General features: G+C 68.5%; 27 protein-coding genes. 8 read left to right on the top strand and 19 right to left on the bottom strand.

Going from position 1 to position 26,559, the window contains the following annotated elements; translation table 11 throughout:
- Positions 1 to 6: 6 nt before the first annotated feature.
- On the bottom strand, positions 7 to 3,570 hold the full coding sequence (locus tag BM345_RS03585; protein ID WP_175544895.1) for a cytochrome P450: 3,564 nt from the start codon (positions 3,568 to 3,570) through the stop codon (positions 7 to 9).
- Positions 3,571 to 3,745: 175 nt separating this feature from the next.
- Here BM345_RS03585 and BM345_RS03580 point away from each other — a divergent pair, with 175 nt between their 5' ends.
- From BM345_RS03580 to BM345_RS03565, 4 genes are all read left to right on the top strand, one after another.
- The gene (locus tag BM345_RS03580; protein WP_175544894.1) at positions 3,746 to 4,549 is read left to right on the top strand and encodes a helix-turn-helix transcriptional regulator; all 804 of its coding nucleotides are present in this window, start codon (positions 3,746 to 3,748) and stop codon (positions 4,547 to 4,549) included.
- Between the two features lie 10 nt (positions 4,550 to 4,559).
- Positions 4,560 to 5,297 carry an adenylate/guanylate cyclase domain-containing protein gene (locus BM345_RS03575; RefSeq protein WP_093375629.1) on the top strand — a complete coding sequence of 246 codons (738 nt, stop codon included), beginning with the start codon at positions 4,560 to 4,562 and terminating at the stop codon, positions 5,295 to 5,297.
- A 25-nt stretch (positions 5,298 to 5,322) separates the two neighbouring features.
- Entirely contained in the window at positions 5,323 to 6,243 is a 921-nt protein-coding gene (locus BM345_RS03570) for a lipase family protein (protein ID WP_093375627.1), read from the top strand.
- A gap of 122 nt (positions 6,244 to 6,365) precedes the next feature.
- Entirely contained in the window at positions 6,366 to 6,749 is a 384-nt protein-coding gene (locus tag BM345_RS03565; protein ID WP_254789499.1) for a hypothetical protein, read from the top strand.
- Positions 6,750 to 6,865: 116 nt separating this feature from the next.
- Here the strand turns inward: BM345_RS03565 and BM345_RS03560 are convergent, their stop codons facing one another.
- The 8 genes from BM345_RS03560 to BM345_RS03525 form a co-directional block, all read right to left on the bottom strand.
- Positions 6,866 to 7,123: an oxidoreductase-like domain-containing protein gene (locus BM345_RS03560; protein WP_093375625.1), complete on the bottom strand. Its 258-nt coding sequence runs from the start codon at positions 7,121 to 7,123 to the stop codon at positions 6,866 to 6,868.
- Positions 7,123 to 8,052, bottom strand: coding sequence for a DMT family transporter (locus BM345_RS03555; protein WP_093375623.1), 930 nt, complete (start codon positions 8,050 to 8,052; stop codon positions 7,123 to 7,125). The genes BM345_RS03560 and BM345_RS03555 overlap by 1 nt, the downstream gene beginning before the upstream one ends.
- Positions 8,053 to 8,221: 169 nt before the next feature.
- Positions 8,222 to 9,196 carry a Bug family tripartite tricarboxylate transporter substrate binding protein gene (locus tag BM345_RS03550; RefSeq protein ID WP_093375621.1) on the bottom strand — a complete coding sequence of 325 codons (975 nt, stop codon included), beginning with the start codon at positions 9,194 to 9,196 and terminating at the stop codon, positions 8,222 to 8,224.
- A gap of 51 nt (positions 9,197 to 9,247) precedes the next feature.
- Positions 9,248 to 9,607, bottom strand: a complete 360-nt coding sequence (locus tag BM345_RS03545) for a cupin domain-containing protein (RefSeq protein WP_093375619.1) — start codon at positions 9,605 to 9,607, stop codon at positions 9,248 to 9,250.
- A gap of 22 nt (positions 9,608 to 9,629) precedes the next feature.
- Entirely contained in the window at positions 9,630 to 10,634 is a 1,005-nt protein-coding gene (locus BM345_RS03540) for a quinone oxidoreductase family protein (RefSeq protein ID WP_093375617.1), read from the bottom strand.
- A 1-nt stretch (position 10,635) separates the two neighbouring features.
- Positions 10,636 to 11,526: a beta-keto acid cleavage family enzyme gene (locus BM345_RS03535; protein ID WP_093375615.1), complete on the bottom strand. Its 891-nt coding sequence runs from the start codon at positions 11,524 to 11,526 to the stop codon at positions 10,636 to 10,638.
- Positions 11,523 to 12,290, bottom strand: coding sequence for an SDR family NAD(P)-dependent oxidoreductase (locus BM345_RS03530; RefSeq protein WP_093375613.1), 768 nt, complete (start codon positions 12,288 to 12,290; stop codon positions 11,523 to 11,525). Before BM345_RS03530 ends, BM345_RS03535 begins: the two co-directional genes overlap by 4 nt.
- 49 nt (positions 12,291 to 12,339) lie before the next feature.
- A complete protein-coding gene (locus tag BM345_RS03525) occupies positions 12,340 to 13,206 on the bottom strand; it encodes a dioxygenase family protein (RefSeq protein ID WP_093375611.1) in 867 nt (288 codons plus the stop codon).
- A gap of 131 nt (positions 13,207 to 13,337) precedes the next feature.
- Here BM345_RS03525 and BM345_RS03520 point away from each other — a divergent pair, with 131 nt between their 5' ends.
- Positions 13,338 to 14,387: a LacI family DNA-binding transcriptional regulator gene (locus BM345_RS03520; protein ID WP_093375609.1), complete on the top strand. Its 1,050-nt coding sequence runs from the start codon at positions 13,338 to 13,340 to the stop codon at positions 14,385 to 14,387.
- Between the two features lie 9 nt (positions 14,388 to 14,396).
- Here the strand turns inward: BM345_RS03520 and BM345_RS03515 are convergent, their stop codons facing one another.
- The 3 genes from BM345_RS03515 to BM345_RS03505 are packed head-to-tail and all read right to left on the bottom strand — an operon-like array spanning position 14,397 to position 16,404.
- Positions 14,397 to 14,879 (bottom strand): GNAT family N-acetyltransferase, encoded by a 483-nt coding sequence (locus BM345_RS03515; protein WP_093375607.1) that lies wholly within the window; start codon positions 14,877 to 14,879, stop codon positions 14,397 to 14,399.
- 41 nt (positions 14,880 to 14,920) lie between these two features.
- Entirely contained in the window at positions 14,921 to 15,499 is a 579-nt protein-coding gene (locus tag BM345_RS03510; RefSeq protein WP_093375605.1) for an NADPH-dependent FMN reductase, read from the bottom strand.
- An 11-nt stretch (positions 15,500 to 15,510) separates the two neighbouring features.
- The gene (locus tag BM345_RS03505; RefSeq protein ID WP_093375603.1) at positions 15,511 to 16,404 is read right to left on the bottom strand and encodes a dioxygenase family protein; all 894 of its coding nucleotides are present in this window, start codon (positions 16,402 to 16,404) and stop codon (positions 15,511 to 15,513) included.
- 156 nt (positions 16,405 to 16,560) lie between these two features.
- Between BM345_RS03505 and BM345_RS03500 the strand changes: the two genes are divergently transcribed.
- The gene (locus tag BM345_RS03500) at positions 16,561 to 17,490 is read left to right on the top strand and encodes a LysR substrate-binding domain-containing protein (protein WP_093375601.1); all 930 of its coding nucleotides are present in this window, start codon (positions 16,561 to 16,563) and stop codon (positions 17,488 to 17,490) included.
- Positions 17,491 to 17,504: 14 nt separating this feature from the next.
- On the opposite strand, the gene BM345_RS03495 is transcribed toward BM345_RS03500, so the two are convergent.
- Positions 17,505 to 18,200: a hypothetical protein gene (locus BM345_RS03495; protein WP_093375599.1), complete on the bottom strand. Its 696-nt coding sequence runs from the start codon at positions 18,198 to 18,200 to the stop codon at positions 17,505 to 17,507.
- A gap of 38 nt (positions 18,201 to 18,238) precedes the next feature.
- Positions 18,239 to 18,565 carry an EF-hand domain-containing protein gene (locus BM345_RS03490; RefSeq protein ID WP_093375597.1) on the bottom strand — a complete coding sequence of 109 codons (327 nt, stop codon included), beginning with the start codon at positions 18,563 to 18,565 and terminating at the stop codon, positions 18,239 to 18,241.
- Between the two features lie 285 nt (positions 18,566 to 18,850).
- Here BM345_RS03490 and BM345_RS03485 point away from each other — a divergent pair, with 285 nt between their 5' ends.
- Complete coding sequence (locus BM345_RS03485; RefSeq protein WP_093375595.1) at positions 18,851 to 19,102, top strand: hypothetical protein; 252 nt, start codon at positions 18,851 to 18,853, stop codon at positions 19,100 to 19,102.
- Between the two features lie 27 nt (positions 19,103 to 19,129).
- Here the strand turns inward: BM345_RS03485 and BM345_RS03480 are convergent, their stop codons facing one another.
- The 5 genes from BM345_RS03480 to BM345_RS03460 form a co-directional block, all read right to left on the bottom strand.
- Positions 19,130 to 20,002 carry an alpha/beta fold hydrolase gene (locus BM345_RS03480; protein WP_217653958.1) on the bottom strand — a complete coding sequence of 291 codons (873 nt, stop codon included), beginning with the start codon at positions 20,000 to 20,002 and terminating at the stop codon, positions 19,130 to 19,132.
- Positions 20,003 to 20,027: 25 nt separating this feature from the next.
- Positions 20,028 to 20,849 (bottom strand): alpha/beta fold hydrolase, encoded by an 822-nt coding sequence (locus BM345_RS03475; protein WP_093375593.1) that lies wholly within the window; start codon positions 20,847 to 20,849, stop codon positions 20,028 to 20,030.
- Between the two features lie 111 nt (positions 20,850 to 20,960).
- Positions 20,961 to 22,046, bottom strand: a complete 1,086-nt coding sequence (locus BM345_RS03470) for an SMP-30/gluconolactonase/LRE family protein (protein WP_093375591.1) — start codon at positions 22,044 to 22,046, stop codon at positions 20,961 to 20,963.
- The gene (locus BM345_RS03465; RefSeq protein ID WP_093375589.1) at positions 22,043 to 22,567 is read right to left on the bottom strand and encodes a hypothetical protein; all 525 of its coding nucleotides are present in this window, start codon (positions 22,565 to 22,567) and stop codon (positions 22,043 to 22,045) included. The genes BM345_RS03470 and BM345_RS03465 overlap by 4 nt, the downstream gene beginning before the upstream one ends.
- 18 nt (positions 22,568 to 22,585) lie before the next feature.
- Positions 22,586 to 23,404 (bottom strand): alpha/beta fold hydrolase, encoded by an 819-nt coding sequence (locus BM345_RS03460; protein ID WP_093376221.1) that lies wholly within the window; start codon positions 23,402 to 23,404, stop codon positions 22,586 to 22,588.
- A gap of 216 nt (positions 23,405 to 23,620) precedes the next feature.
- Here BM345_RS03460 and BM345_RS03455 point away from each other — a divergent pair, with 216 nt between their 5' ends.
- A complete protein-coding gene (locus BM345_RS03455; RefSeq protein WP_175544893.1) occupies positions 23,621 to 26,464 on the top strand; it encodes an ATP-binding protein in 2,844 nt (947 codons plus the stop codon).
- The last annotated feature ends 95 nt before the right edge of the window (positions 26,465 to 26,559 follow it).

Below are 26,559 nucleotides of genomic sequence, written 5' to 3'. Positions count from 1 at the left end.
GGAGTGTCAGGTCAGGTCGATGGTGAGTTTCGTCAGCGAGCGGAAGTAGGGGTCGGGCAGCCATTCACCCTGGTCCTTGGAGGACAACCTGGCGTTGGGGAATTTTCGAACCAGCGCGCCGATTGCGGCACTGGCGACAACCAGTGCCAGGCGCTCGCCGATGCATCGATGGATACCGTGGCCGAATCCGTAGATCGCCTTGGCGTCGAAGTCGCGCGTGATGTCGAATCGATCGGGGTCGGTGAAGATTGCGGGGTCACGGTTGGCCGATCCGTAGACCACCGTCACCTTGCTGCGCGGAGGGATCGTGACGCCTCCCAGTTCCGTCTCAGCCTCGACCCAGCGATCTGCCATCTGGAAAGGAGCGTCATAGCGCAACATCTCCCATACGGCCTTGCCGATCAACGCGGGCTCGTCATGCAAGCGCGTCCATTGGTCATGCTTCAGCAGGTTGTAGATGCCGGTGATGATGAGGAATTCGGTCGAGAGATAGCCGCCCAACGCGAAGTGCGATGCGGTGTTCACGACTTCGTCGGCATTGAGCGGCGGCGCGATCTCCGAGCACGAGAGCTTGCGCAGGCCGGACATGAGATGGGTCGATGCCATGGGGCAGGTGTTGTCCGTTCCCACCTGTTCTCGAGCCAGTGCGGCCAGGTAGGAGTGCAATGCCAAGCCCGAGGTACCACCCGCAACGCGCAGTTCGGCCGGCAGGCTGGGGCTGCGCCCGCTGAGCATGGCTCTTGTCCACGCTTCGACCATGAATCGCTCCATGTCGGGCGGAGCGCCTTCGGGGCCAGGCGGGATTCCCATGGCCTCCATGAACGCCCAAGGGGCAATCCGGCCGGCATAGCCTTTCACGATCTCGAGTCTCGGCAGGCCCGCGACGCTGTCGACCAAGGCATCGGCCTGGGCCTGCACGCTCTTTAGCACGGGTCCGATAGCCGTCGCGAACACTTCGTCCATCGCAGGGCGGACGACAGTGTGGCGCGGCGGATCCATGAAGAACAGGCCGTCGTCGGTCTCCGCCGAGATGCCGAAGGGCCTGGGTGTGTGGAGGCGGTTTCTTCCAGGCTTGAGGAAGACGTTCTGGTTTGCGGGGTCGCAAACCTTGGTCACAAGGTCGTGGCTGAACACCCAGTAGCTGTTCTGTTCGAAACCCATCTTCTCGACCGGACTGCCTTTCCTTCGATTGGCGTAGGACGGGTAGGGGTCGTTGCGGAACGCGGGCGAGGTGGGATCGAGCCCTCGCTCCTGCGCACGAGTGGCCACTGCCATCATGCGCTGGGCCAGCGCCGCGTTCTCGCCTTGAAGCCAAATGCCCGAGCCGATCCAGGCGAGGCCCTTAATGCCGGGCATGAACAGGTAGAGGCTGCCCAGCGTTCGCGTCAGGCGATCGACGGGGATTGAGCGGCAGCCCTTGTCCCCGTCCATGAGGTGGAAGCGAGTCGGCGCGTGGGCCGTGAATGGATCTTGTGTGCCGCGAAGGCCATAGGCAGACAAGTCCCTACGGCCCCACACGTTCAGAAGGAATTCGAACTGCGCTTCGAGGTCACCGCATATGAACATGCCGACCAGTCCGCGCTGGACGCTGCCCTCGTCTTTGCCGACATAGCGCGGGCCGAAGGGAAGGCCGCGCCGAATGAGGTGCCTGCCCCAGGGCAGACCCAGCACAAGGCCGCTGCGCGGATTGAAGCGCCGAATGTGAGCCCCGATGGGGCAACGAAGACCATTGGGGTCGCCGGCCGTCGATTTCTCATCCGGGCCCGCATAGTCGAAATCGTCGGTCGGGTCGCTCGCCGGCGTGTCGTACTTGGCGATGGGCGTCCCATCCCTGAATCGGCCCATGAGCTTGGCCGCAAGCACTTCGGTCGTCAGGCCCGAGGCCTGTGCAGTGACTTCGAGCCAGTGCTCGAACTCGGCAACCTTCTGCTCGATGATCCTGAAGGCGGCGTAGGTTCCGTTCCTGGCCAGGGGCTCGAACAGCTTGCCGATGTAGCGGCCGCCGCGGGAGTTCAGGTAATCATGTCCCAACAGGAAGTCGCCCGCCACGGCGTTCGCTTTCTGGTCGCGTCCTGTGAGGTCGGTGATGCCTTCGATCCGAGGCTGCGAGATGCCATCGCGATACCCGAAATGAATGGTGTCAGCCGCTCCGGCGAGCGTTTCCGCCTTGATCGCATAGACCTGCCCGCTTGCGCAGAGCTGCGGCTGCACTCCGTACGCGACGATCAAGGCTTCGACCTGCTGGCGGGCAGCGGCGTCGTCGGCGCCCGGCCGGCACAGGACTGACACCACGGCATGCACGGCTGGGCTTGTAGGGCCCCCAACGGACCAGTTGCCAAGGGCGTCATCGCCTGCGTCCCCCGTGCGCTCGGCGCGTGCCGCCGGGCCCGCGCGAAAGGCCTCGGGAAAAGCGCCAAGGATGGGCTGCGGCACACCGAGATTGGCGAGGCCGGCATGCGTGAAGCCGATGTTGAAGCAGACGCTGTCGTTCGAGGGCTTGCCCTGTCCGCTGGTGACCGGGAACTTGCTCACGAACGCACGGCCCTTGCTAGCGTCGGGGAATGTCAGGTAATAGTGGAAAGCCTTGCTGGGTCGAAAGCCCCTGAGCACATTGCCTTGCACGTCAGTTTGATCAACGGCGGGCGCAGGCCCTCTGGGCTGATCAGGGGCGTTCTTGGGCTTGTCGGCACCTACGATGTCGAGCACTGTCTTGCCCGGGTAGGCTGAATACAGTCCCGTATCCTCGACCAGGTTCGCGCTGACATAGTCCCAAAATTCAGCAGGGTACTCGCTCACCGGCAGCATCGGACGGCCCTTCATGTAGGCCAGGATCAGCGAGAACTCACGGTCCAGGGCTGCTGCGAAGTCCATCACGTAGTCGCGCATGATCCCGTCGAACTCGGTAATGATCATCAGCGCGCCGCGGTCGATAAGCGGAAGGAAGCGGGCGTAGTGGACGTAGTCGAGCGATCGCAGCGCCGCGTCGATCCGGCCTTTCGTATAGGGGTCTGCAAGGCGGGACAGCAACTCGGGCAGCTTGTGCGGGTCTTCCAGCCGCATGAGCAGGCTGAAGGGGCCGGCGATGCGCGAGGCGGTTGCTTCGTCTCCGACCCGGGACGCGGCGCGCCCTGCATCCCCGGCGCAAGGCGGCGGTTCGGTATCCAGCACCTGCTGTACGGTCTTTTCCTCGTAGGCGCCGAACGGCGACGTGTCGAGGCCCCTTGCCTTCTCCACATACGCCTTGAAATCCTCGGGATGCAACTCGATCGGCAGAGGCGGCCCGGCCTTCACTTCGTGCAGCAGCATGTTCAGGGGGGCCTTCAGCGCGCGTGCTAGTTCCTCGACGAAGGTGTCTGAGGGGCCGTCGTACTCGGCGACAAACAGGATCTGCCCCAGGGCCTCCAGCGGCAGGAAGCGAGCGTAGTGCAAGCTCCTGATGGTCGACAGCCCGGCGTTGATGGCATCCCGCTGCAGCGCAAGCAAGGCACGCAACTGAGAAACTTTGGTGGGGTCTGCCAGCGTCAGCGCGAGGCTGAAGGCATTGCAATGTTGAGCGACGTCTTGGGCCATGTCGATCCTCCATCCGTTTCCCATCGCGGGGCAGTCATCCTGCCATGCAGACTTTTGGTCTACAACTGATTTCAGGGTCCGCCCGTCCATCTTTAAGGGGATGCCCAAAGACCTGAAAGCTGCTTCGGATCGACAGTGCTCACACCCGGGAATCAACCCGCTGGAGGAGAGCGATATGGACCAGGGCAGCCTTGCAGTCGATCGCGGCACGACCAGCAGCAACAGCACTCACCTCGCGGCGCGCGTCGCGCCCACGCCGATCAGTCAGGAGCCAGCGGGCCCCGGTGCAGGTGTCTCGGCGGTGATACAGGAGCGCATCCTCTTCGACGTCGATCTGGCGCAGGCGGTGCTCGACCACCTGAGCGTGGGCGTGGCCCTGTTCGGACGCGGCACGCAGCTGCTGTTCATCAACCGCGCAGCGCTCAACCACTGCAGGCGCTTTCCCGGCCTGCGCGTCGATGCCGGTGCGCTGGTACTGCAGGACGATCGGTCGCGCAACGAGTTCCTGCGGGCGCTGCGCTCGGCGCGAGACGGCGTGTGGTCCTTCGTGCAGATCGCCGGCGGCGCCGAGCGCCTGATCCTCGGCCTGCGGCCAGCGCGCGGCGCGCCGGTCGCGGCGGATACGCCGGTGCTGGTCACTTTTGGCATGCGCGATCCGTCGGAGCAACTGTCCATCCATTTCTTCGCGCGCGCCTGCGGTCTTTCGCCTGCCGAGGCGGAAGTGGTGCGGCGGCTATCGGAAGGGTTGTCGCCCAAGGAGATCGCGCGTTGCCACGACGTGGCGCTGTCGACGGTACGCACCCAGTTGCGGTGCGTGCGGACCAAGACCGGCGCACGCAACATCACGGAACTGGTTCGGGCCGTGGGCTGCCTTCCCGCCATGATGCCGGTCGATGGCAGCCTGACCCGCGCCAGCGCGGCCGCGCAGAGCGAGCCGCCGTTCTCGCACGCCGGGGGCATGGCGATGTCGATGAACTGAGGAGCCGGCCATGTCGCAATCACTGTCCGCTTCGAATGTGCTCGCCAGCGTCCTGGCCCCACCCTTGTCGCTGAACGGCACGGACCCGGGCGACTTCGCGCTCTTCGCGCCTGCCGGCTCGGCCTTCGGCGAATACGCGGGCGCCGCGCCGGCGCCGGCGCCCTCGGACCTGCAGCGCCAGCTGACCATCCTGTTCTCCGACCTCAGCAGCTCCGTCGGGCTGGCTGCGGAGATGGACTGGCAGCCCTACGTCCAGTTGATGCGCGAACTGCGCGAACTGTTCAGGGCCACGGTGGCCTGCCACGGCGGCACCATCGCCCGCATGCAGGGCGACGGCATGCTCGCCGTGTTCGGGCATGCGGGCCACCCTGGCGATGACGGCTACCACGCCATCCGCTGCGCACTGGCCCTGCACGGGGCGGTCCGGGCGATCTCGCCGGACGCGCCGGATGCCTCTGGTGCGGCGCTGCACTCGGGCATCTACGCCGGCCTGACCTACGTGGAGAGCGGTGACCTGGAACGTGGCCGCTTCGACCTGGTAGGCAGCGCACCCAGCCTGGCATCGCGCCTGTCGGGGCTGGCCGGGCGCAACGGCATCCTGGTTGCCGAGCAGGTCATCGCCGCGCGGCTGGAAGCCTTCGAGGTATCGGAACGCCTGACGCTGGCGGTGAAGGGCTGGCCCAGTCCCCTGCGCGCTTACCGCGTCCTCGGTCTTTCCGCCAGTGGCCTGCGTCCACAGAAGTGGTGATGAGGGGCCTTCCGGGGTCGCTGGAATGGCAGAAGAATCGCTGGCCAGGTTGCTTTCCGGCGGCCTGGTCACCATCGAAGTACAAGGAGGCATCTGGATGAACATCGAGTACGACGCTTCGCTGGAGGCACTCATTTGTCCAGGTGCGCGCGCAACCGTGTTGGCGGCCGGCGCCCAGCCATCGCTGCAGGCGCTGGCCAGCGAGGCTGCCCGGCTCGCCTATGTGCAGGCCGAAACCAGCCTGGCGGATCGCGCGCGGCTCGACGATGCGCTGGACCGGGTGGGATTCGGCCCGGCCAGCAGCATGTTCGACGTGCGCACAGGCGGCTACGTCTACTGCAGCCGGAAGAAGACGGGGGGGCAGGTGCTCGTTGCCTTTCGCGGCACCGAACCGCATGACCTGCGCGACTTCATGACCGACTTGCAGGCCCAGCCCGCCCCATGGAGGGGCGTGCGGGTCCACACCGGCTTCCTGGTGGCGGCACAGGCGCTGGAAGGGCCCGTGCAGGACTGGCTGGCACGGCACCGTGAAGGCGGCGACGCGCTGCTGCTGTGCGGCCACAGCCTGGGCGCGGCGCTGGCGACGCTGTTTGCCTTGGTGGTCGAGTCGGCGCAGGTGGTGACCATCGGCTCGCCGCGCGTGGGCAACGCCGATTTCGTCGCCGCACTGCAGGGCATTCCCATCACGCGCATCGTCGACTGCTGCGATGTGGTCGCGACCCTGCCGCCCGCGCTGGCGGCCTACCGCCACGCGGGCCAACTGCTCTACATCGACAAGGACGGCGCCACCCACCTCGACGCCGAGCCGGACTTCATGCTCAAGGACCAGGCCAGGGGGCAAGCCGAATTCACCTGGAAGAACCTGGTTTCCGCCAACCTTGCCGCCGTGCCGGTGCGGGCGCTTTCGGACCATTCGCCGATCAACTACGTGCGCGCGCTGTTCTGAAGCATCCGCTTGTTCGTTTGCGCGGCGGACCGCTTCCTTGCCACTACCCGGATTCAAGCCGCCGTCCGACGCGGCACGCACGGACGGCAGGGCATGCTGGCGTCGATTCGAGGAGCCCCGCCATGCAAAGTCGTCCCGCATTCTTCTTGGCTGCAGCCGCCGTGGCCGCGACGCTGGCCTGGCCGGCGCTCCAGGCCAGTGCTCAGACCACACCACCCCCCGCGGTCGTCCAGTGCGACGGCGTCCAGCAGGACAAGGCAGCCTGCCAGCGCGAGGCCGGTGCCGCGAAGCAGGAGGCCGCGCGTGGCGGCCTCACGTCGCCCGCGCCCAGTAGCCAGGAAGCCAATGCGATGGCACGGTGCCAGAGCCTGGCCGGCGCCGACAAGGCGGATTGCGAAGCCCGAATGCGCGGGGCCGGCAGCAGCTCCAGCAGCGGCAGCGTGATGGGCGGCGGCGTCATCCGGGAGACGGTGACGCCGGTGCCTGCGCCTTCGCCGGCCAAGTGATCCGGAATGCGCAGGCCCTCTAAGTGCCTGCGCAACGTCGCGATCACTTGTCCAACAGCAGCGGCACCTGGGATGCTCAGTGCGTCGTGCGACGCTTGCGTGAAACTTGATCGTCTTTACTTGACGCTGAGTGCTGCGGCCAGCAGGTCGATGGCGTCCTCGCGCCACCATTGCAGCGCGGCGTAGTAGCCCTCCCACACGCAGCCGTTGCAGCCGCGGCCGCAGCAGCCCGTGGGCTCGGGCGGTGGCTTGCGAAAGCCTTCGCCGGGCTCGATTCCGAGGGCGCGCAGATGCGCGCTGAGCGCGGCGATCAGCTCGCGCGCCGAGGCGGCGTCGACCACCTGCGGCAATGCATCCATCACCGCTGGGGCCATCACGCGCGCCCGGAGCCCGCCGCGCCCGAAGGGGCAGCCTGCGTGCCGGCCGGCGTGCGCGAGGGCCACAACACCGAGGCGATCGCCACCACCATCAGCACCACCGCCGTCCAGTCTTGCCAGTGCACCACTTCGCCCAGCCACAGGGCGCCACTGAACACGCCGATCACCGGGATCAGCATCACGCTGAGCGTGGAGGCCACCGGCGGCAGGCCGCGCGCCAGGAAGAACCAGGCGGCGTGCGCGAAGCCGAAGATCAGCACCGCGTTGTAGAGGATCGCGCCCCAGGTGGCCGGGCCCGGCGCAGCCCACTGGTCGCGCTCGAGCAGCAGGGCCAGCAGCGACATCACGGCGGCGGTGAGCGTGGTCATCCAGAACGAGATCGTGAGCGTGGGCACGGTGAGCGTGGTGCGCCGAAGCAGTTGTGTGCCCAGCGCCCAGGTGCAGGCCGCCATCAGTGCGAGCGCGACGAAACCCGGTCGCCCCGCCAGGGTGCTGAACTCGTGCCACAGCAGCAGCGCCACGCCCAGCGCCGCCGCGCTCACGCCGACCCAGCCGCGCTTGCTGAGCGCGGTCTTGAAGATCAAGGCGCCCAGCAGCGCGGAGAAGATCGGCATGCTGTAGCCCAGGATGGCCGCACGACCGCTGGACAGATGCTTGACCGCCAGGATGATGCAGGCGTGCCAGACGAACATGTTGGTGGCCGCCAGCCACAGCAGCTGCAGCCAGTCCTTGCGCGCCACCCTGAAGGGCACCTTCATCGCCACCAGCGCCAGTCCCAGCACCGGCACGCCAAGCCAGATGGACATGGCGCGGAAGGTGAGCGGCGGGTAGTCGGCGATGCCCAGCTTCATCACCGGCCAGTTGAGGCCCCAGACCAGGGTCAGGGGGATGAGCAAAGCCAGCTGGAGTCGGGTGAGGGAAGGCATCGGGCGGCCATTGTTGCAGCAATGGCCCGGGGCTGTCCGGTCGGCGCCAGTGGCCGGGCAGCGCGATGAGCTGCAGCGCCACGCGCTGTGCCGCGGCGCGACTGTGGGGGCGAGGGGTGACCAGGCCATGACGAAGGCGTGACGGCGCCGGCCGCCATGATGCGCCGGTTCAATCCACCTTGATGCCCGCGGCCTTCACCACCTGCTGGGCCTTGGCGGTTTCTCCTGCGATGAACTGGTCGAACTGCGCAGGCGCCATGGTGAAGGGCTCGGCGCCCAGCTTGTCGAGGCGCTCGCGGAGGTCTGGTGCCGCCATGATCTTCCTGATCTCCTCGTTCAGGCGTTCCACGGCCGGCTTGGGCATCTTCGCCGGGGCAAACAGGCCGACCCAGAACAGGTAGGACGAATCGGGTACGCCGGCCTCCACCGTGGTGGGCAGTTCGGGGAATGCACCGGAGCGCCTGGCCGTGCCCACGGCCAGCGCCTTCAGCTTGCCGTCCTTCACCAGCGGCGCGGCCGACACCATGGGCGCGAAGAACCAGTCGACGCGTCCGCCCATCACCTCCGTCATGGCTTCGGGCGTGCCCCGGAAAGGCACGTGCTGTGCCTGGATGCCCGCCGCGAGGCGAAACACTTCCGCGTTCATGTGCGTGGCCGAGCCGTTGCCGGCCGAGCCGTAGTTGAAGCCGCCGGGCTTGGCCTTGGCCTGCGCGACGAGGTCCTTCACGTCGGCAAATCGGCCCGGCGGCACCACCAGCATGTTGGGCAGGCTGGCCAGCGGCGTGACGCCGGCGAAGTCCTTCAGCGTGTCATAGCTCAGGTTGGAATAGATGGCCGGGTTGACCAGGTGCCCCGCCGAATGGACGAGCAAGGTGTAGCCGTCCGGCGCCGCCTTGGCGACCTGCGCCGCGCCCAGGGTGCCGCCGGCGCCGGGCTTGTTCTCCACGACCACGGTGGTGCCCAGTGCCGGCCCCAGGCGCTCGGCCACCAGGCGCGCGACCACGTCGGTGCCGCTGCCGGCCGTGAAGGGCACGATGAGCCGGATGGGCTGGGCCCGTGGCCAGTCTCCCTGCGCCTGTGCGCCGGCGCAGGTGGCGGCCAGCATGGCGGTGATCAGAAGTTGGCGGCGATGAAAGCGCTGCATGTCATGTCTCCGTTCGTTGTCGTGTCGTTGCTGTTGGCGGGATCGAAAGAGTCAGGGCGCAGGCGGCGTGGTGGGCATCACCAGCGCCACCAGCACCGGGCGGTTGCTCCTGTTGACCAGCTGGCGCTTTTCGCCGGGTGCGAAGCGGCAGGAGTCGTAGGGGTTCAGCACGTGTTCGACGCGCACGCCATCGAGTTCGCCGACCACGTGCAGCTGTCCCTCCAGCACGAGGTAGAGCTTCTCCATGGGCGATTCGTCCAGGCCGGTGCGGCCGCCGGGCAGGATCTGGCTCATGCCCATCCACATCTGCACCGAAGGTCCGGCTTCCTTGCCCTGCAGCCGCAGGCAGCGCATGTCGAAATGGTTGGGCGCCTCGTAGGCGGGCGCCTCGTGCAGCCGGGTCACGTGCATGGTGTCGTCTCCTCCAGGTTGTTCACGGCCGCAGCACCACGCGGTCGGTGCTGCCCGAGAGCACCAGCCGGTAGGCCTCGGGGGCTTCGTCCATCTCGAAGGCCCGTGCGATGGGAAAGGGCTTGAGGCTGCCGCGCTCGAAGCCCTCCCGCATGGCGTCGAGCTGGGCGGTGGCGGCCACGCAGTCCAGTGCCAGCGAATCGATGCCCACGTAGGTGTGCATGCCGCGGTAGAAGGCGAAGATGTCGAATGGCACCGCCCGGTCGTGCGTGGCGATGAAGATCTGCGTTCCGCCCTTGGCCATCGACTTGTTGCCCGCCTCGAAGTAGGCGCTGCCCACGGTGTTGTAGACGAGGTCGGCGCCGCGCCCGCCCGTCAGTTCGCGCACCTGCTCGGCGACCTGGCCGTTGCCGGCGTCCACCGCGTCCACGGGTGCGCTGGCAAAGCCCTCGAAGGGGCCGGGCCGGCGTTGCACGGCGATCACGCGCGCACCGGCCTGCGCCGCGAGCTGCACTGCCGCCTGGCCCACCTTGCCGTTGGCGCCCAGCACCAGCACCGTATGCCCGGGCCGGGGCATGCCGCTGCGGCGAAAGCCCTCGTAGGCGGTGACGAAGGGCACGCCTACCGCGCCCGCCTCGTCCATGCTGATGCGTTGTGGCCGCTCGCGCAGGGCCGCCACCGGCAACACGAGAAAGCGCGCATGCGAGCCGTCGCGGGTGATGCCGATGTCGCCGCCGGAGCCGTACACCTCGCGGCCCAGCCAGTCGCCTGGGCCGTCCACCACCGTGCCGGCGAAGTCGCGGCCGGGCGTGCGCGGCCACACGGCCTGCGGCATCAGGCCCAGGCTGGCCTTCACGTCGCTCGGGTTGACCGCGGCGGCGCCCACGCGTACCACGGCGAAGCCGGGCCCTGCCGCGGGCTCGGCCTGCGGCGCCAGTTCGAGCTTCAGTGCATCGAGGTTCGCGGCGGCCGACTGCACGCGCAGCGCGCGCGCATTCGTGGCCTGGAGTTCGGGCCGTGCGTTCATGTCAATGCCCTCCCGGCAGGCCGAGCATCTGCCGGGCCTCGGTCGCGCTGGCCACTTCGCCGCCCAGGCTGCGGATGATGTCGCGCGCCTTGGCCACGAGCTGCGCGTTGCTGGTGGCCAGCACGCCCTTGTCCAGGTAGATGTTGTCTTCCATGCCCACGCGCACATGCCCGCCCATGAGCCAGGCCTGCGCCACGATCGGGAACTCCATGCGCCCGATGCCGAACGCGCTCCAGAAGGCGCCGGGCGGCAGCATGTTGCGTGCGTACAGCAGCGTCTCGGGCGTGGGCATGAAGCCGTACTTCACGCCCAGCACCAGGGTCCACATGCCCGGCCCCTGCAGCGTGCCGTCGGCGATCAGGTCCAGCGCCATGTGGATGTCGCCGGAGTCGAAGATCTCCAGCTCCGGCTTCACGCCGGCCTCGCGGATGATCTTGGCCATGCGCCGCACGTTCTTCGGCGTGTTCATCACCACGTCCGGACCGGAGTTCATGGTGTTGAGGTCCAGCGAGCACACGTCAGGCTTGATCAGCGCGATGTGCTCCACCCGCTTTTCCGGCGGCAGCAGGCTGGTGCCCGGCGCGTAGACCTTGGGGTCGTCGTCGCTGGGGATGAAGCGCCCGCCCGGCCCGGTGGTGAGGTTGATGACCAGCGCGCGGTTCTCGCGGCGGATGCGCTCCACCACTTCGCGGTAAAGCTCCACCTGCATCGAGGGCCGGCCGGTCTCGGGGTCGCGCACGTGGATGTGCACCTGGCCCGCGCCGGCTTCGGCCGCGGCCAGGCATTCGTTGGCGATCTGCTCGGGCGTGATCGGGAGGTGCGGCGTCTGCTCGGGTTTCACCAGGTTGCCGGTGACGGCGCAGGTGATGAGGGTCTTGTTCTGCTGGCTCACAGGTGCCTCCCGCCGTCGACCACGATGCGCGTGCCGGTGACGAAGCGCAGCGTGGTGGCCAGTGCCTCGACCGTGGCCGCCACGTCCTGCGGCAGACCGATGCGGCCCAGTGGCGTGGTCTGCGCCATCTTTGCCTTGAAGTCTTCGCCGCGGCCGGGCACGAAGGCCGATTCCACCGCGCCGGGCGAGACCGACACCACGCGCACCGCCGGTGCCAGCGCCTTGGCCAGCGCGTCGCCCACCACGTCCAGCCCGGCCTTGGCGGCCACGTAGGCCAGGTTGCTGCCCGTGCCGGTGAAGCCCGCGATGGAGGAGACGTTGACCACCAGGCCGTCGCCGCCTTGCTTGAGCAGGGGCACGAAGGCGCGGATGGTGGCGAACACGCCGCGGAAGTTGGCCTGCAGGAGCTCGTCGATGAGCGCGTCGGTCAGCCCGTCGAGGTCCGCGGCGGCCACCGGCCGCGTGTGGCCGGCGCTGTTGACCAGGATGTCACAGCGTCCGTACTGCTGCGCCACCTGCGTGGCCGCGCGCTGCAGGCTGGGCGTGTCCACGATGTCGGCCACCAGCTCGGCGTGGCGCTGGCCGTGGGCCGAGGGAAGGGCGTCGGCGCGCGCGGCGGCGTCGGCGGCGCTGCCGCGGTGCAGCAGCACGCAGCTCGCCCCCAGGGCGGCCAGCCGCTGGGCACTGGCGTAGCCGATGGCGCCCAGGCCACCGGTGATGACGGCCACCTTGCCGTCCAGCCGGGAAACAGGGTCGAAGCTCATGGGTTTGCTCGTTGCTTTCTCAGGATCGAAGGAGGAGGTGAGGCATTCATCAGGGGATGGGCGCGTGCGGGAACTTCATCTCGCCGGCCTCCAGCACGAAGTCGTGCTCCAGCGTCGCCTCGGCGCCGTCAGCACCGGGCTGGAAGCGTCCGATGAGCCGGCGCGTGACGCCGAAGACCGGGTCGCTTTCGAGGTTCTGGTCGTCGTCCGCGAACACCTGCGTGACCAGCACCTTGTGCCCCGGCTTGCTCACCATGAAATGGATGTGCGCCGGCCGGTTCGGGTGGCGCAGCTGCGCGTGCAGCAGCTCGCCGCAGGGGCCGTCCGTGGGCACCGGGTAGCCGGCCGGCCGGACGGTGCGGAAGTGGAAGCGGCCCTCGCTGTCGGTCTGGAAGCGCCCGCGCAGGTTCATGTCGCATTGCTGCGGGTCCTGGTTCTCGTACAGGCCGACCGGCGAGGCCTGCCAGGCGTCGACCGTGGCGCCGGCCAGCGGGCGGCCTTGCGCATCGCGCACCACGCCGCGCACCGACAGCGCAGCGCCTTCGGTGTCCGAGCGTGCAATCGATTCGCCAGTGTCGCAATGCGGCGCGTTGGCGCGCCAGAAGGGGCCGAGCAGCGCGGCCGGCGATTCGCCTTGCGGGTCCTGGTTGTTCAGCAGCGCCACCAGGGTGGAGACACCCAGCAGGTCGGCCGCCAGCACCACCTCGTTCTTGCTGGCGTTGGTGGCCTGGCCGATCTGCACGATGAACTGCAGTGCGCGCTCGAATTCCTCTTCGCTCAGGCTCACCTCCCGCACGAATTTGTGCAGATGCCGCGTGAGCGCGCTCATGACGGTGCGAAGGCGCTCGTCGGGCGTGCGCGACATGGCATCCAGCGCGATGCCGAGTACCGATTCGGGGGTGGTGACGATGTTCATGGGGTGGTTCCTGCAAACGTTTGCATAGATCGTGCAGCAAGACTTGGCATCAGCGCAATAGGGAAGTCGAGAATCCTTCAAGCAAGCCTGGCTATACTCGGTGCCTTGATTTGTTCAATCGTTTGCATTAAATGGCCAACCCTCCGCTTCCGGCAGTGACCATCCGCGAAGTGGCCGAGGCGGCAGGGGTGCATGTCTCGACCGTGTCGCGCGCACTCAGCCCGACCAAGCGCGGGTTGATCAGCGAAGAGGTTCTGCAAGTCGTGGAGGCCGCGGCGCAGCGGCTGGGCTACCGGCCCAATCGCGCCGCCTCGGCGCTGCGCACCGGCCGCACCCACACCATCGGCGTGCTGGTGCCCGACATCACCAATCCGGTGTTCCCGCCCATCCTGCAGGGCATCGAGGCAAGTGCCGCGGCGCGCGGCTACTTCGTCTTCGTCGCCAACGTGGCCGACCCGGTCCTGGCGCCGCCCATCGTGGAGCGCATGCTGGCCCAGCAGGTCGACGGCCTGGTCAACGCCATCGCCCTGCGCGACGACCCGCTGCTTGCCTACCTCTCGCGCGTGGGCATGCACACGGTGCTGGTCAATCGCGCGGACGAGAGCGGGCAGCTCGCAGCCGTGGTGAGCGACGACCGGCTGGCCATGAAGCTGGCGGTGGAGCACCTGCTGGCCCTGGGCCATCGCCGCATCGCGCACCTGGCGGGGCCGCAGAGCGTGCCCACCGGCGTGGGCCGCCGGCAAGGCTTCGAGCAGGTCCTGCGCGACCACGGCCTGGCGCCGGCCTGCGTGATCGAGTGCGACAGCTACAGCCGCGAGGCCGGCCGCGCCGCCATGCGCGCGCTGCTGGCGGCACCGGGCAAGCGGCCGCAGGCGCTGGTGTGCTGCAACGACCTGGTGGCCCTGGGCGCCTACGACGAGTTGCGAAGCGTGGGGCTGCGCGTGCCGCAGGACATCTCGGTCACCGGCCACAACGACATGCCGCTGGTCGACATGGTGGAGCCCCCGCTCACCACCATCCGCCTGCCGCACCGCGAACTGGGCTGGCGCGCGGCCGAGATGCTGTTCGACGAGATCGAGGGCCGCTCGCTCTCGGCTTCCACCGTGGTGCTGCGCCCGGAGCTGGTGGTGCGCTCGTCGACGCAGGCGCCCGCGGCCGAAAAGGGCCGGGCCGCCCGCTAGCTTCCTGCGTCAGCGCAGCAGCAGGCCCATCACCAGCTCGTCGACGTAGTGCTGCTGGTCGGCGCGCTTGTAGAAGTCGCGCAGCCGGCCTTCCTCGACGAAGCCGAGCTTCCTGTAGAAGCGCAGGCCACGCTCGTTGTCGGCCTCGGCGTAGAGCTCGACGCGGCGGATGCCCTCGGCCCTCAGGCGTTCGATGGCATCGCCGATCATGGCCTGCGCCACGCCCTGGCCGTGGCGGCGCGGGTCCACCGCCAGCGTGCCCAGCTGCCCGACATGGCTCACGCGGCCCGGCAGGCGCGTGCACTTGTAGAAGCCGGCCACCTCGCCAGCTGCGTCCCAGATGTAGAAGCAGCGGCTGTCCAGCAGCTGCTGGTAGATGGGGCGGAAGTCTTCGAGCGGCATGCGCTCGTAGGTGAGGAAGGGCAGTACCTGCTCGTGCGAGTAGATGGCGTGGACGGCTTCGATGTCCTGGGGCGTGGCGAGTCGGCGCATGCGACGAGTCTATAGACGCCGCACGTGCGCTGCGCCCGGCATCAGCGCCGCAGGGCGGGCAGTACCTGGGCCCAGCGCAGCAGCTCGTCGAGCATCGCGCCGGCCGCGGCGTCGGTGTCGGCCGGCACGTTGAGGCGTCCCGCCTCCACCTTCTGCGCCACCCAGGGCAGCACCACGCCCTCGAGCATCGGCACCATCTTGAAGGTGGTGAGGATCTGCTTGGCCATCTGCACGCTGCGCATGCCGCCCGAGACGGCGCCGTAGCTCACGAAGGCGGCGGGCTTGTAGTGCCACTCGCGCACCAGGTAGGTCATGGCATTGAGCCAGGCCGGGGTGGGCGCGTAGTTGTACTCGGGCATCACGAACACGAAGGCATCGGCGCCGGCCACGCTGGCGCTCCAGCGTCTGGTGTGCTCGTGCTGGTAGCGGCCGAAGCGCGGATGCTCGGGCTCGTCGAACACCGGCAGCGCGAAGTCGGCCAGCTCGATCAGCTGCGCGTCGAAGCCGCCGTGCGCGCCTGCCTGCTCATTGGCCCATGTGCCCACGGTACTGCCGATGCGGCCGGGGCGCGTGCTGCAGACGATGGTGTGGAGGACGGGGCGGGTCGTGGGTTCGCTCATGGGTCTTGCGCTCAGCCGGCGGACGGTGCCAGGCGGAAATCGTAGTGCGCAGTCCAGTAGGGACGCGGCATCTCGCGGCCATCGTCCGCGGTGCCGGCGGGGCGCTGCTCGAAGGGCACGATCAGGCTGTCGCGCACGCCGAACACCACGTCGGTCTGCAGGTAGGGGCTGTCGGCCACGAAGAGGTGGGTGGTCACCGGCACGTGGCCCTCGGCCGAGACGATCATGTGGATGTGGCCGGGCCGGTTGCAGTCGCGGCCCATGCGCTCGATCATGCTGCCCACCGGGCCGTCCATCGGAATGGGGTAGTAGCTCGGGCGGATCGACCAGAACCAGTAGCGGCCCTGCGCGTCGGTGCGCAGGCGCCCGCGCGCGCGCATCTGGGCCGGGCCTTCGATCTGCATGTCGTACACGCCTTCGCCGTCGCCGGACCACACGTCCAGCACCGCGTTGGCGATGGGGCGGCCCTCGGTGTCGGTGACGCGGCCGGCGTAGAAGGCCGGCTCGCCGGGCACGCCGACGGCGATGTCCTCGCCCAGGTCGCGATCGGGTGCGCCTTCCCAGTAGTACGGGCCTTGCACGGTCGCCTCGGTGGCGGGCGTGGCGGCGCGCTCGCTGGCCGAGGCGCGGGCCTGCGCCAGCGCCACCACCATCATCGACACGCCCAGCGTGTCCGACAGCAGGATGAACTCCTGGCGCTTGTCGTCGCAGGTCTGGCCGGTGGCAGTGAGGAACTGCAGGGCCGCCATCCATTCCTCGGGCTTGAGATCCACCTTGCGCACGTAGTCGTGCAGGTGCTGGATCAGCTCGCTCATGAGGAACCTGAAGCGCTCGTCCTTGCAGCCTTCAAGGGTGGCGAGCACCTCTTTCGTGAGGCTCTGGACAGTGGGTTCGTGTGCGGTCATCGGGGCATGTCTCCTGTCTTTGTGCAGCGACCATATCCAAAGATGGGCTGTGACAAAAATGATGTTCTTCGATACATTCGATCGATACGGACGATAGTTTCCCGGCAAACCGGGCAAGCCCGGACCTGCATTTACCCTGGCCGCTGCCGGCAATCCATGGAACTTCGCCACCTGCGCTACTTCGCCGCGCTCGCGGAATGTCTCAACTTCACGCGTGCCGCCGAGCGGGTTCACGTCACCCAGTCCACCCTGTCGCACCAGATCCGCCAGCTCGAGGACGAGCTGGGCCACCCACTGTTCGACCGCATCGGGCGCAAGGTGCTGCTCACCGAGGCGGGCGAGACCTTCCTGGGCTATGCGGCCAAGGCGCTGCGCGAGGTGGACCAGGGCCTGAGCGAGCTCAGCCGCGCCTCCGACGCGCTGGCGGGCGAGGTGCGCATCGGCGCGACGCCCACCTTCAACATGGACTTCTTGCCCGAGTGCCTGGGTCGCTTCATGGCCAGGCGCCCCAACGTGAAGGTGTCGGTGCACGAGCTCTCGGCCGAGGCCATTGCCGGGGGGCTGCTGGCGGGCACGCTGGACATCGGCGTGTCCTACCAGCCGGCGGACGCCGACAGGCTCTGGTTCGAGCCCCTGCACAGCGAGGAAATGGTGCTGGTGGTGTCGGCCGAGCATCCGCTGGCCAGCCGCAAGCGCGTGCGCATGGTGGAACTGCACAAGCAGCGCATGGTGATGCTGCCGGCCAAGTTCGCCACGCGCGCCATGCTGGACGAATGCTTTCGCAGCTGCGGCGCCGAGCCGGTGGTGGCGGCGGAGATGGATGCGGTCTCGCCCATGATCGCGCTGGTGGCGCACACGCGGCTGGCGGCCATCGTGTCGGAGCATGCGCTACCGGCGCGCAGCGACATCTGCGTGGTGCCGCTGGAGAGTCCCACGCCGCTGCGCACGCCGGGCCTGCTGTGGCGGCGCGAGCGCAATCCGGGTCCGGCGGTGAAGGCGCTGGCGGCGGACATCCGCCGACTGGCCCTGAAGCGCAGCCTGCGTGCCAGTTCGCAGGGCCGCGCTCGCGCAGAAGCCGGTCACTAAGCCTGGGTGCATCCTCAGGGCTTCAGCCGGGTCCACTGCCGTCCCAGCCAACGGCCTGCAGGATCCGTCTGCCTGGTGGCAGGGGCATCGCGCATCCGGGCGTAGAGCGCGCGTTGCTCGAACAGCTCTGCAGCCAGTGCAGCCAGGTTGAAGCCGCTGTAATTCCACGCGCCCTGAACCACGAAGCTGCCGAGCAGGACTGGATCCCGGCCCGGGGTCATCTGCAGGTCGGTCGCGCCGCTTCGCTCCAGCAGCGCCAGCCGCGACAGAGCTCCTGCAAATTCGCCATCGCGAATCTCGACCGGTGGCTCCAGGGTGAAGTGGACGCTCCCGACGTCGCGGAATCGCTGCGCGACGAACATGATGGCCTCCACCAGCAACAGCGGCGCGAACTGACGATGCTGTCCTTCGGGAACCGAGGGCGATGGGGAGAAGCGCCCGAGATGCACGATCGATCGATCACGACTGATGACTGGCGCCTCGATCGTCCCCAGAAGCAGCGCCAGGTCGTGGATCAGCATCGGATCGCCCAGCCGGTATTCGCCGTTGGGGCCGGAGATGAACAGCGTTTGCAGGGGCGCCGATCGCGCCCCGCACATGTCGGTGTCGGTCTTTCGGTCCTGTTGCAGCCCGGGACGATCCCTGGCGGCAGGACCAGCCGGCCTTGGATAGACCGGGTTGAGCGCGCTCGGCGCGGCATCGTGGAACATGCGCATTCCTGCTCGATCCGATGGTGTGGCGCGGCGGCTCAGCGCATCCCGCCGCGGCGCGACATGCCCTGGCGCGCGGCATAGGCCTCGATCTGCGCCATGGTCACGTAGCCCTTGTGCGCCGTGTCGATGGCGTCGAAGTTGCGGTACACGAAGGGCATGCGGTCACGGGCGTCCTCGCGGGAGATGCGGCCGTCATGGTTGCTGTCGGCGCTCTCGAAGCGCTGGTGCATCACGGTCAGCGCTTCCTCGACGTGGCCGCTGCCCATGGGCTGGGCGTTGGCCGAGAGGGCAGCGCCGGCCACCAGGATGGCGGCGAGGGTGGCGCGCAGGGCGTTGCGGGCGGGGGTGGTCAGCTGGGTCACGGAAGGCTCCTTTGAAAAAGACAGTGGTGTTGAAGAGGCGCCTCCACTGTCTTCCCCAGGTGTGAGCCAACCATTGCGGGAAACGGGCCATTCATGACGATCCATGACAGCGCGCCAGGGCGCTGTCATCGTCCGTCATGGGATGGGTTGCCTTGCCCGCGATGCCACCGGCGACGGGTGCGTCCCGCGACGCGGAAATTTGTCACGAAACCGCGGCCCAATCGGCCGGTTTTCTTTACACGCTCTCCCTGGCGAGGATGATCGCGCCGCAACTGAAACAATGCGATGACCATCTTGACCGGGACCCAGCAGTGGTCCGACTCGAATCACCTCTGGGGCAACATCGGGATCGTGCTGATCGTCGTGATGCTGGGCCTCATCGCGCTCGTGTTCTCGGGCGAGGGCAACTGGCCTGCCTATAGCAGCGCCCACCACTGCAAGCCCGTGGACGTCAGTTCGGTGGACCCGGGCCATCATCCAGGCGGCTATGGCAAGAGCGCCTGGAAGTGCGACGACGAGCAGATCGTCTGGCGCTAGCCAGGCGAACGCGGCCGCAGGCCTGATTCATCCGAGGAAGCGCACTACCTCGTCCGCGAAATCCTCCGGATACTGGAACAGGAAGCCGTGGCCCGAGTCCGGGTACACGAGCAGCCTCGCATTCGGCAGCGCCTGCGCCATGGCGTAGGACGCATAGGTCGGAACCATGATGTCGTGGCGCCCGTTGGCCACCAGCACCGGATGCTGCACCTGGCCCAGCCGCGGCAGCAGCGAGGTGCCTTCCGTTCCCACCGCCATGGCCGCCTTGAGCTGGTTCTGCCAGGCCGCCGGTTCCACCTGCCTGGCGAATGCATCCTCGCGCGCATTCAGCCGCGAGAGATAGGCCTCGCCCGCAGCGCGGCTCGTCGCGCTCGGCTCGAAAAACAGGAACAGGAAGTCCTGGTCGTCGTTCACGGGCTTGGTCGCGACCTGCCATATCGAGGCATCCGCCGGCCGGCTCGACGGCGGCGCGTCCGCGACGAAGCCCGGGCCTGAACCCGCAACCACCAGCCGGCGTGCGAGGTGCGGATGGTCGAGCACGAATTGCAGGGCCACCGTGCCACCCATCGAGAAGCCCAGCACGTCGACCTGCGGGTGATCGAGTGCGCCCACCACCCGCGCGGCCATGGCGGCGAAGGCCTGGAGCGAATCGGCCGGCGTGCCGCCCGATCGCGCGAAGCCGGGCTGGTCGAACAGGATGACCTTGCGCCTGGCCGCGATGCGATCGATCAGCGCCGGATCCCAGTGGTCCATCGTTCCGCGGAAGCGGTTGAGCAGCAGCAGGGGCACGCCGGCCCCGCTGCCGATGACGCGATAGGCGATCCGCTGCCCGCCGATGTCCATGTGCAGCGTGGGCGCGGTGGCGGTGGCCCCGGCCACCGGAAGCTGGAGGGCGTTCATGATGGCTGTCGGGCGTGCGTGGACTTCAGCCCTTGATGAACGCGAGCAGGTCCGCGTTGATCACGTCCGGGTGCGTCGCGCACATGCCATGCGGCAGGCCGGCATAGACCTTGAGCTGCGCACCCTTCACCAGCTCGGCCGACATGCGCGCCGACGCGTCGATGGGCACGATCTGGTCGTCGTCGCCGTGCATCACCAGGGTGGGCACGTCGATCTTCTTCAGGTCTTCGGTGAAGTCCGTCTCCGAGAAGGCCTTGACGCAGTCGTAGTGGGCCTTGATGCCGCCCATCATGCCCTGCAGCCACCAGTGCTGGCGGATGCCCTCGGAGATCTTCGCGCCCGGGCGGTTGTAGCCGTAGAAGGGCAGCGTGATGTCGCGGTAGAACTCCGCCCGGTTGCCGGCCACGCCCGCGCGGATGCCGTCGAACACGTCGATGGGCAGGCCGCCCGGGTTGGCCGCCGTCTTGAGCATCAGCGGCGGCACCGCGCCGATCAGCACGGCCTTGGCGACGCGCTTCGTGCCGTGGCGCCCCAGGTAGCGCGCCACTTCGCCGCCGCCGGTGGAGTGCCCCACGTGGATCGCGTCCTTCAGGTCCAGCGCGGCGGTGAGCGCGGCCAGGTCGTCGGCGTAGGTGTCCATCTCGTTGCCGGTCCAGGTCTGCGAGGAGCGTCCGTGTCCGCGGCGGTCGTGCGCGATCACTCGAAAGCCCTGTGCCAGGAAGAACAGCATCTGGTTGTCCCAGTCGTCGGCCGACAGCGGCCAGCCGTGGGAAAAGACGATGGGCTGGCCCTTGCCCCAGTCCTTGTAGAAGATCTCGGTGCCGTCCTTGGTGGTGATGGTGCTCATGGTGTCTGTCCGGAAAAATGGGTTGCCGCGCAAAAGCCTGGGCGGACGCCGGCGCGGAATCGGCGACCGAATGAAGTGGGGGATTGAAACTTGATTCCGGGCGCAGCGTGGTTACCGATTGATGTCCGGGATCCTGAAGCGCACCAGGTTCCAGCGGCTCACCTGTTCCTCCCACTCGTCGCCCTCGGCGGCGGTCAGCGGCAGGGCCAGGTTCGTGACGACCATCCAGTCGCCCACCACCGCCGTCGTTGCCGGGAACAGCAGGCCACGCGGGGCGCCGTCGCTGCCGATGCCTTCGAACTCGCCGGCACGAACCACGGTGCGGCCCTTCTCGTTCACGCCCAGGACCACGTCCGCCTGGTTGGACGCGATCCAAAGCAGGCCCTTGTGGAACAGCAGGCCGTCTGCGCCGAACACGCTCTCGGCGACGATCTCGACCGCGCCGGTGGAGGGCGTCAGTCGCAGCAGCCGGCCGTCGCCGGCGTTGTTGAGGTAGAGCACGCTCTCGTCGGCATTGAAGGCCAGGCCGTTGGCGCCGAAGGGCAGGGCGCCCGCGGTGGCGAGCAGCGAATCGCGCGACAGCACCTGCAGCGTGCACGGCGCGCAACTCGTCGCCCGCTCGATGCGGTAGACCGCGCCCTGGAACGAGTCGGAGACGTAGAGATTGCGTGCCTTGTCGAAGACCATGCCGTTGGGTGCCGCGAAGCCGCTGGAACCGAAGGTGACGAGGTCCTTGCTGCCATCGGGGTTCTGGACCGATCTCGCAGTGGGCGCAGGCGGCGTCAATGCCTTGAATTCGATCAGGTCCTCCACCCGGGTGGAGGCGTTGAAAGCCGCATCGATGCGCTGCAGCTTCGAGGCGCCGAAGTTCAGGATGTAGAGCTTGCCGTCGGCATACTCGATGCCGGTCAGTGGCGTGGGCCCGAAGCTCCTGCGAGCGAGCAGGCGCCCGTCGGACGTGTAGCGCATCACCTGGTTGTTGCGCGCCGACTCGGGCATGCGGGCATCGAAGGTGGCGACGAAGATCTCGCCGTTTGCCGGGTTGGTCGCCAGCCCTTCCGGGTGGCGCACATCCTCGGGAAGCGTGATGAAGGGCTCCACCTTGACGCGGACCGGACCCGCATCGGCCGCCTGCACCGCACCGGCGACGCCGAGCAGCAGCAGGGCGGTTGCAAGAGCATGCCCGAGCCGGTTCACGGCCGTGCTCCCTGGCGGCCGAGCGCCATGGCGCCCTGCGCACGCTGCCCCCACAGGCGCCGAACCTGCAGAGCAGCGCCCACGACGAACACGACGAAGCAGGCCCCGACGGCCTTCTGCAGCGCCGGGTCCTCGGGGCGGGTGAACAGCGGCGCACCGAGCGGTAGGCGCGTGAAGGTCTCGGTCAGGCCCGGGATCATGTGGAAGAACAGCGTGGCGCTGTAGCTGACTGTCGCCACGTAAGGCGAGGCCTTGCCGAACACTCGCCGCCGGGTCGCCAGCGCCGCCACGCCCAGCACCAGCAGCGTGAGGACGCCCAGCGCATGGGGCTTGCCGAAGCCGCCGTGCTGGAAGATGCCGAAGCCGGTGAGGCAGGTCAGCACCGTGGCCCACACGTAGATGCGCCCCAGTGAGGTGCCGGGCGATATCTCCAGGTGCCTTGCGAGTGCGAGCACGCCCGCTGCCAGCGCGACGAGGCTGATCGCGGTGTGCAGGGTGCCCAGGGCTGTCAATCCGAACATGGTGATCTCCTTTCGGTTTCAGTCTTCGAGAAAGGACAGCAGGTCGGCGTTGACCCGGTCCGAATGCGTCGTGCAAATTCCGTGCGAGCCGCCCGCGTACACCTTGAGCGTTGAATTGCGCACGCACCTGGCCGCGACTGCGGCGGAAGCGGCCAGGGGCACGATCCGGTCCTCATCGCCATGGATGAAGAGGGTGGGAACGTTGAACCTGCGCAGGTCCTCGCGGAAGTCCGTTTCCGAGAAGGCCCGGATGCCGCCGTACTGGGCCGGGATGCCGCCGCGCAGGCCGAGCAGGCAGAGCCGGTCGGCCGCTGCTTTCGAAGGCTCCACGCCGGGCCGGCCGCCGTGGAAAGGCCGGGCCAGATCCAGGAAGAACTGCGCGCGGCCGCCCGCCAGGCCGGCCCGCATGCCGTCGAACACCTCGGCCGGCGAGCCCTGGGGGTTGTCGGCCGTCTTCAGCATCAGCGGTGGTACCGCGGCAATCAGCACGATCCGGTCGATCCGCCCCGTGCCGTGGCGCCCGACGTAGCGGGCGATCTCGCCCCCGCCGGTCGAGTGGCCCACCAGGGCGGCGGAGCGCAGGTCCAGGGTGTCGACGAGGACCGCGAGGTCGTCCGCGAAGCTGTCCATGTCGTGGCCGGCCGCGGGCTGGTCGGAGCGTCCGTGCCCGCGGCGGTCGTGTGCGATCACCCGGTAGCCGTTGTGCAGCAGGAAGAGCATCTGCGCATCCCACGCATCCGCGTCCAGCGGCCAGCCGTGGCAGAAGACGACCGGCCGGCCGGTGCCCCAGTCCTTGTAGAAGATCCGCGTTCCGTCCCTGGCGGCGAGGTGGCTCATGGTTGCGCGCGATCCGTTGCAGAAGTGGAGGAAGCCATGGCGCAACGGTACGGACGCAAGAGCTGGCCGTCCCGGAGCGGCGCTTGCAAAAGCTGAAAACTACTGAAGACCTCGCGGCGCCTGGGCGCATTCGGCCTCGGGCAGGTCGGCACTTACACTCCGACCTCCCCGGTTGCGCAGGTCTCTTTCAGGATGAAACTCGCCGCTGCTTCCCCCGTGCCCTCTTTCGCGTTTGGCAACTGCCAGGTGTCCATCCCGCGGCGCGAGCTGCTGCGGCATGGCCTTCCGGTGAGCCTGGGGGGCCGGGCCTTCGACATCCTGCTCACGCTGGTCGACGGGCGCGGCGCGGTGGTCACCAAGGACGAACTCATCCTCAAGGCCTGGCCGGGCCGCATCGTCGAGGAGAACACGCTGGAGGCCCAGATCTCGGCGCTGCGCCGCGCGCTGGGTGATGACCGCACGGTGATCCGTACCGTCGCCGGCCGCGGCTACCAGTTCGTCGCCGAGCTGGCCGATGCGCCCGCGTCGACGCAGGCCGGCGCCCCGGCGCAGGAGGCGCCGCTCGCGCTGGCCGTGCCCCAGCTGCCGGCGGCGATGACGCCGCTGGTCGGCCGCGATGCCACGCTGGCGGAGATCGTCGAGCTTGCCGCCAGCAACCGCCTCATCACCCTGGTGGGCGCAGGCGGCGTCGGCAAGACGCGGCTGGCCATCGAGGCGGCGCGCAGCCTGGCCGCGGATTTTCCGGATGGCGTGTCCATCGCCGAGCTGGGGCCGGTCGCTTCGGCCGAGTTCCTGCCCGCCACGGTCGCCGAAGCGCTGGGCTTTCCGCCGGGCGCAGGCACGCCTTCGCTGGACCGCATCGCTTCGGCGATCAGCCAGCGGCGCATCCTCCTGGTGCTGGACAACTGCGAACACCTGATCGACGCCGCGGCCCGGATCACCGAGAAGCTGCTGCGTGCCGGCGCCTTCGCCAGCGTCATCGCCACCAGCCGCGAGGCCCTCAAGGTGGACGGCGAGTACGTCTACCGGGTCGCATCGCTCGACGTGCCGGGCGAGGAGCTCAGCGACATCGACCAGATGCTGGCCTTCGGCGCCATGCAACTCTTCGACGCGCGAGCCGTATCGACCAGTGGTGACGGAGCACCCGGCAGGGACGTGGCGGCAGCACTCAAGGCGCGCATCTGCAGGCGGCTGGACGGCATCCCCCTGGCCATCGAGCTGGCCGCGGCGCGTGTGCGGGTCTTCGGCCTGGAGGGCGTGGCCGAGCGCATCGACGACCGCTTCAGCCTGCTCACCGGCGGCGCCCGCACCGCGCTGCCGCGGCAGAAGACCCTGCGTGCCGCCCTGGACTGGAGCTACGAACTGCTGTCGGTGCAAGAGCGCGAGGTGCTGGCCAGGCTGGGTGTCTTCTCCGGCGCCTTCTCCATGGCGTCGGCGTGCGCCGTGGCGTCCTGCGCGGAGATCGCGTCGTCCACCGTGGTCGACTGCATTTCGCAACTGGTGGAGAAGTCGCTCATCAACGTGGACGGCGCAGCGCGGGCGAAGTACCGGCTGCTGGAAACCACCCAGGTCTATGCGCGCGAGAAGATGCAGTCGCGCGGCGTGCTGCGGGAATATTCGCTGCGCCACGCGCAGCACCAGCGCGACATCGTCGAGCGCGCCGAGGTCGAATGGGAGAGCTTGCCCACGCCCGAGTGGGTCGCCCGCTATGCCGTCCATCTCGAAGGGCTGCGTGCAGCCATTGCCTGGAGCTTTTCGCCTCAGGAAGAAGGCGATGCACCGCTGGGTGTCGCGCTGGTCACAGGTGCCATCCCGCTGTGGACGCAGCTCGGCCTGCTCGAGGAATGCCTGGCGCGCGTGAACCAGGCGCTGGCCCATCTGGACGATGAGGAGTTGCCGGACAGCCGGGCGCGCATGAAGCTGTATGCCGCCAAGGGCGCGGCCCTGCTCTACCAGGGCGTGGGCTCGGAGACCGGCGCTGCCTTCAGGCGTGCGCTGGACTACGCGCAGGGACTGGGCGATGGCGAGTACCAGCTGCGGGCGATCTGGGGGATTTGGAGCGTGAGCTACCTCAACGGCAGCTACGCCACCGCCCTGGGCTTTGCCCAGCGCTTCTCTTCCTTGTCCGATGCGCGGCCGCACAAGGCCGACCGCCTGATCGGCATCCGCATGACCGGCATGTCGATGCTCTGCATGGGGCGCCTGGGGGAGGCCCGCGGCGGGCTGCAGCGCGTGGCCGAGGAATACGACGCGCCGGTGTACCGCTCGCACCGGGCCCGCTTCATCTACGAGCAGAAGACGATCGCGCTCAGCTCGCTGGCCCACACCCTGTGGCTGCAGGGCTTCGCGGACCAGGCCGCGCGGGCGGCGCAAGAGGCGGTGGCAGGCGCGCGCGCCCTGGACCATGCGCCTTCGCTGTGCTATGCCCTCACCGAAGGCCTGTGCGCGATCAGCCTCCTGACCGGCGGCACGTCTGCGCTGGGCGAGCCGGCCGAGGCCGCATTGGCGGCGACGCGCCGCCACGGCATCTCCACCTGGAAGGCCCGCGGACGCATGTGGAGTGGCCTGCTCGCATTGGGCGGTGGCGACGCATCGGCCTACGAGCGCGACCTGCGTCCGGCATTCGACGAAATCGGCGAGGCGCTCTACGTGCTGCACTACACCGGCTTCGTCTCGACGGTCTGCGAGGCGCTGGGGCGGCTAGGCCGCGAAGCCGAAGGCATCGCGCTGGCTGGCGCAGGCATCGAGCGCGCACGGCGCTTCAAGGACCAATGCTCCCTGTCGGAGCTGCTGCGCGCGCAGGCGGAGCTCATGGACCGAAGGCCGGAGACGAGCCAGGGGGCCGAGCCCCTTCTGATGGAAGCCGTGCAGGTTTCCCGGCGCCACGAGGCGCTCGCGTGGCGGCTTCGCTGCGCCACCAGCCTGGCGCGCGTGTGGGTGAAGGCGGGCCGCACCGAGGATGCACGCGGCCTGCTGCGGCCGGTGTACGAAAGCTTCTCCGAGGGCTTCGGCACGGATGACCTGCGGGCGGCCCGGCTGCTGCTGGAGGCGATGCGCTAGGGGATTCGCTCGGCAGCCCGCGCATCCAGATACTTCGGGCAACGCGAAGTGCCGCGACCGTTTGAATGCGCACGGGGAGTGGCGTAGCATCTCCG

Origin of the sequence: Variovorax sp. OV329 (genome assembly GCF_900114785.1) — a bacterium.
GTDB lineage: Bacteria > Pseudomonadota > Gammaproteobacteria > Burkholderiales > Burkholderiaceae_C > Variovorax.
Note: the sequence above shows the minus strand (reverse complement) of the source record. Positions and strands in the feature narration are given on the sequence as shown.

Excerpts from the sequence above, each read along its gene's own strand:
- BM345_RS03585 (WP_175544895.1), bottom strand. The coding sequence starts at position 3,570 with ATGGCCCAAGACGTCGCTCAACATTGCAATGCCTTCAGCCTCGCGCTG.
- BM345_RS03580 (WP_175544894.1), top strand. The coding sequence starts at position 3,746 with ATGGACCAGGGCAGCCTTGCAGTCGATCGCGGCACGACCAGCAGCAAC.
- BM345_RS03575 (WP_093375629.1), top strand. The coding sequence starts at position 4,560 with ATGTCGCAATCACTGTCCGCTTCGAATGTGCTCGCCAGCGTCCTGGCC.
- BM345_RS03570 (WP_093375627.1), top strand. The coding sequence starts at position 5,323 with ATGGCAGAAGAATCGCTGGCCAGGTTGCTTTCCGGCGGCCTGGTCACC.
- BM345_RS03565 (WP_254789499.1), top strand. The coding sequence starts at position 6,366 with ATGCAAAGTCGTCCCGCATTCTTCTTGGCTGCAGCCGCCGTGGCCGCG.
- BM345_RS03560 (WP_093375625.1), bottom strand. The coding sequence starts at position 7,123 with ATGGCCCCAGCGGTGATGGATGCATTGCCGCAGGTGGTCGACGCCGCC.
- BM345_RS03555 (WP_093375623.1), bottom strand. The coding sequence starts at position 8,052 with ATGCCTTCCCTCACCCGACTCCAGCTGGCTTTGCTCATCCCCCTGACC.
- BM345_RS03550 (WP_093375621.1), bottom strand. The coding sequence starts at position 9,196 with ATGCAGCGCTTTCATCGCCGCCAACTTCTGATCACCGCCATGCTGGCC.
- BM345_RS03545 (WP_093375619.1), bottom strand. The coding sequence starts at position 9,607 with ATGCACGTGACCCGGCTGCACGAGGCGCCCGCCTACGAGGCGCCCAAC.
- BM345_RS03540 (WP_093375617.1), bottom strand. The coding sequence starts at position 10,634 with ATGAACGCACGGCCCGAACTCCAGGCCACGAATGCGCGCGCGCTGCGC.
- BM345_RS03530 (WP_093375613.1), bottom strand. The coding sequence starts at position 12,290 with ATGAGCTTCGACCCTGTTTCCCGGCTGGACGGCAAGGTGGCCGTCATC.
- BM345_RS03525 (WP_093375611.1), bottom strand. The coding sequence starts at position 13,206 with ATGAACATCGTCACCACCCCCGAATCGGTACTCGGCATCGCGCTGGAT.
- BM345_RS03520 (WP_093375609.1), top strand. The coding sequence starts at position 13,338 with ATGGCCAACCCTCCGCTTCCGGCAGTGACCATCCGCGAAGTGGCCGAG.
- BM345_RS03515 (WP_093375607.1), bottom strand. The coding sequence starts at position 14,879 with ATGCGCCGACTCGCCACGCCCCAGGACATCGAAGCCGTCCACGCCATC.
- BM345_RS03510 (WP_093375605.1), bottom strand. The coding sequence starts at position 15,499 with ATGAGCGAACCCACGACCCGCCCCGTCCTCCACACCATCGTCTGCAGC.
- BM345_RS03505 (WP_093375603.1), bottom strand. The coding sequence starts at position 16,404 with ATGACCGCACACGAACCCACTGTCCAGAGCCTCACGAAAGAGGTGCTC.
- BM345_RS03500 (WP_093375601.1), top strand. The coding sequence starts at position 16,561 with ATGGAACTTCGCCACCTGCGCTACTTCGCCGCGCTCGCGGAATGTCTC.
- BM345_RS03495 (WP_093375599.1), bottom strand. The coding sequence starts at position 18,200 with ATGTTCCACGATGCCGCGCCGAGCGCGCTCAACCCGGTCTATCCAAGG.
- BM345_RS03485 (WP_093375595.1), top strand. The coding sequence starts at position 18,851 with ATGACCATCTTGACCGGGACCCAGCAGTGGTCCGACTCGAATCACCTC.
- BM345_RS03480 (WP_217653958.1), bottom strand. The coding sequence starts at position 20,002 with ATGAACGCCCTCCAGCTTCCGGTGGCCGGGGCCACCGCCACCGCGCCC.
- BM345_RS03475 (WP_093375593.1), bottom strand. The coding sequence starts at position 20,849 with ATGAGCACCATCACCACCAAGGACGGCACCGAGATCTTCTACAAGGAC.
- BM345_RS03465 (WP_093375589.1), bottom strand. The coding sequence starts at position 22,567 with ATGTTCGGATTGACAGCCCTGGGCACCCTGCACACCGCGATCAGCCTC.
- BM345_RS03460 (WP_093376221.1), bottom strand. The coding sequence starts at position 23,404 with ATGAGCCACCTCGCCGCCAGGGACGGAACGCGGATCTTCTACAAGGAC.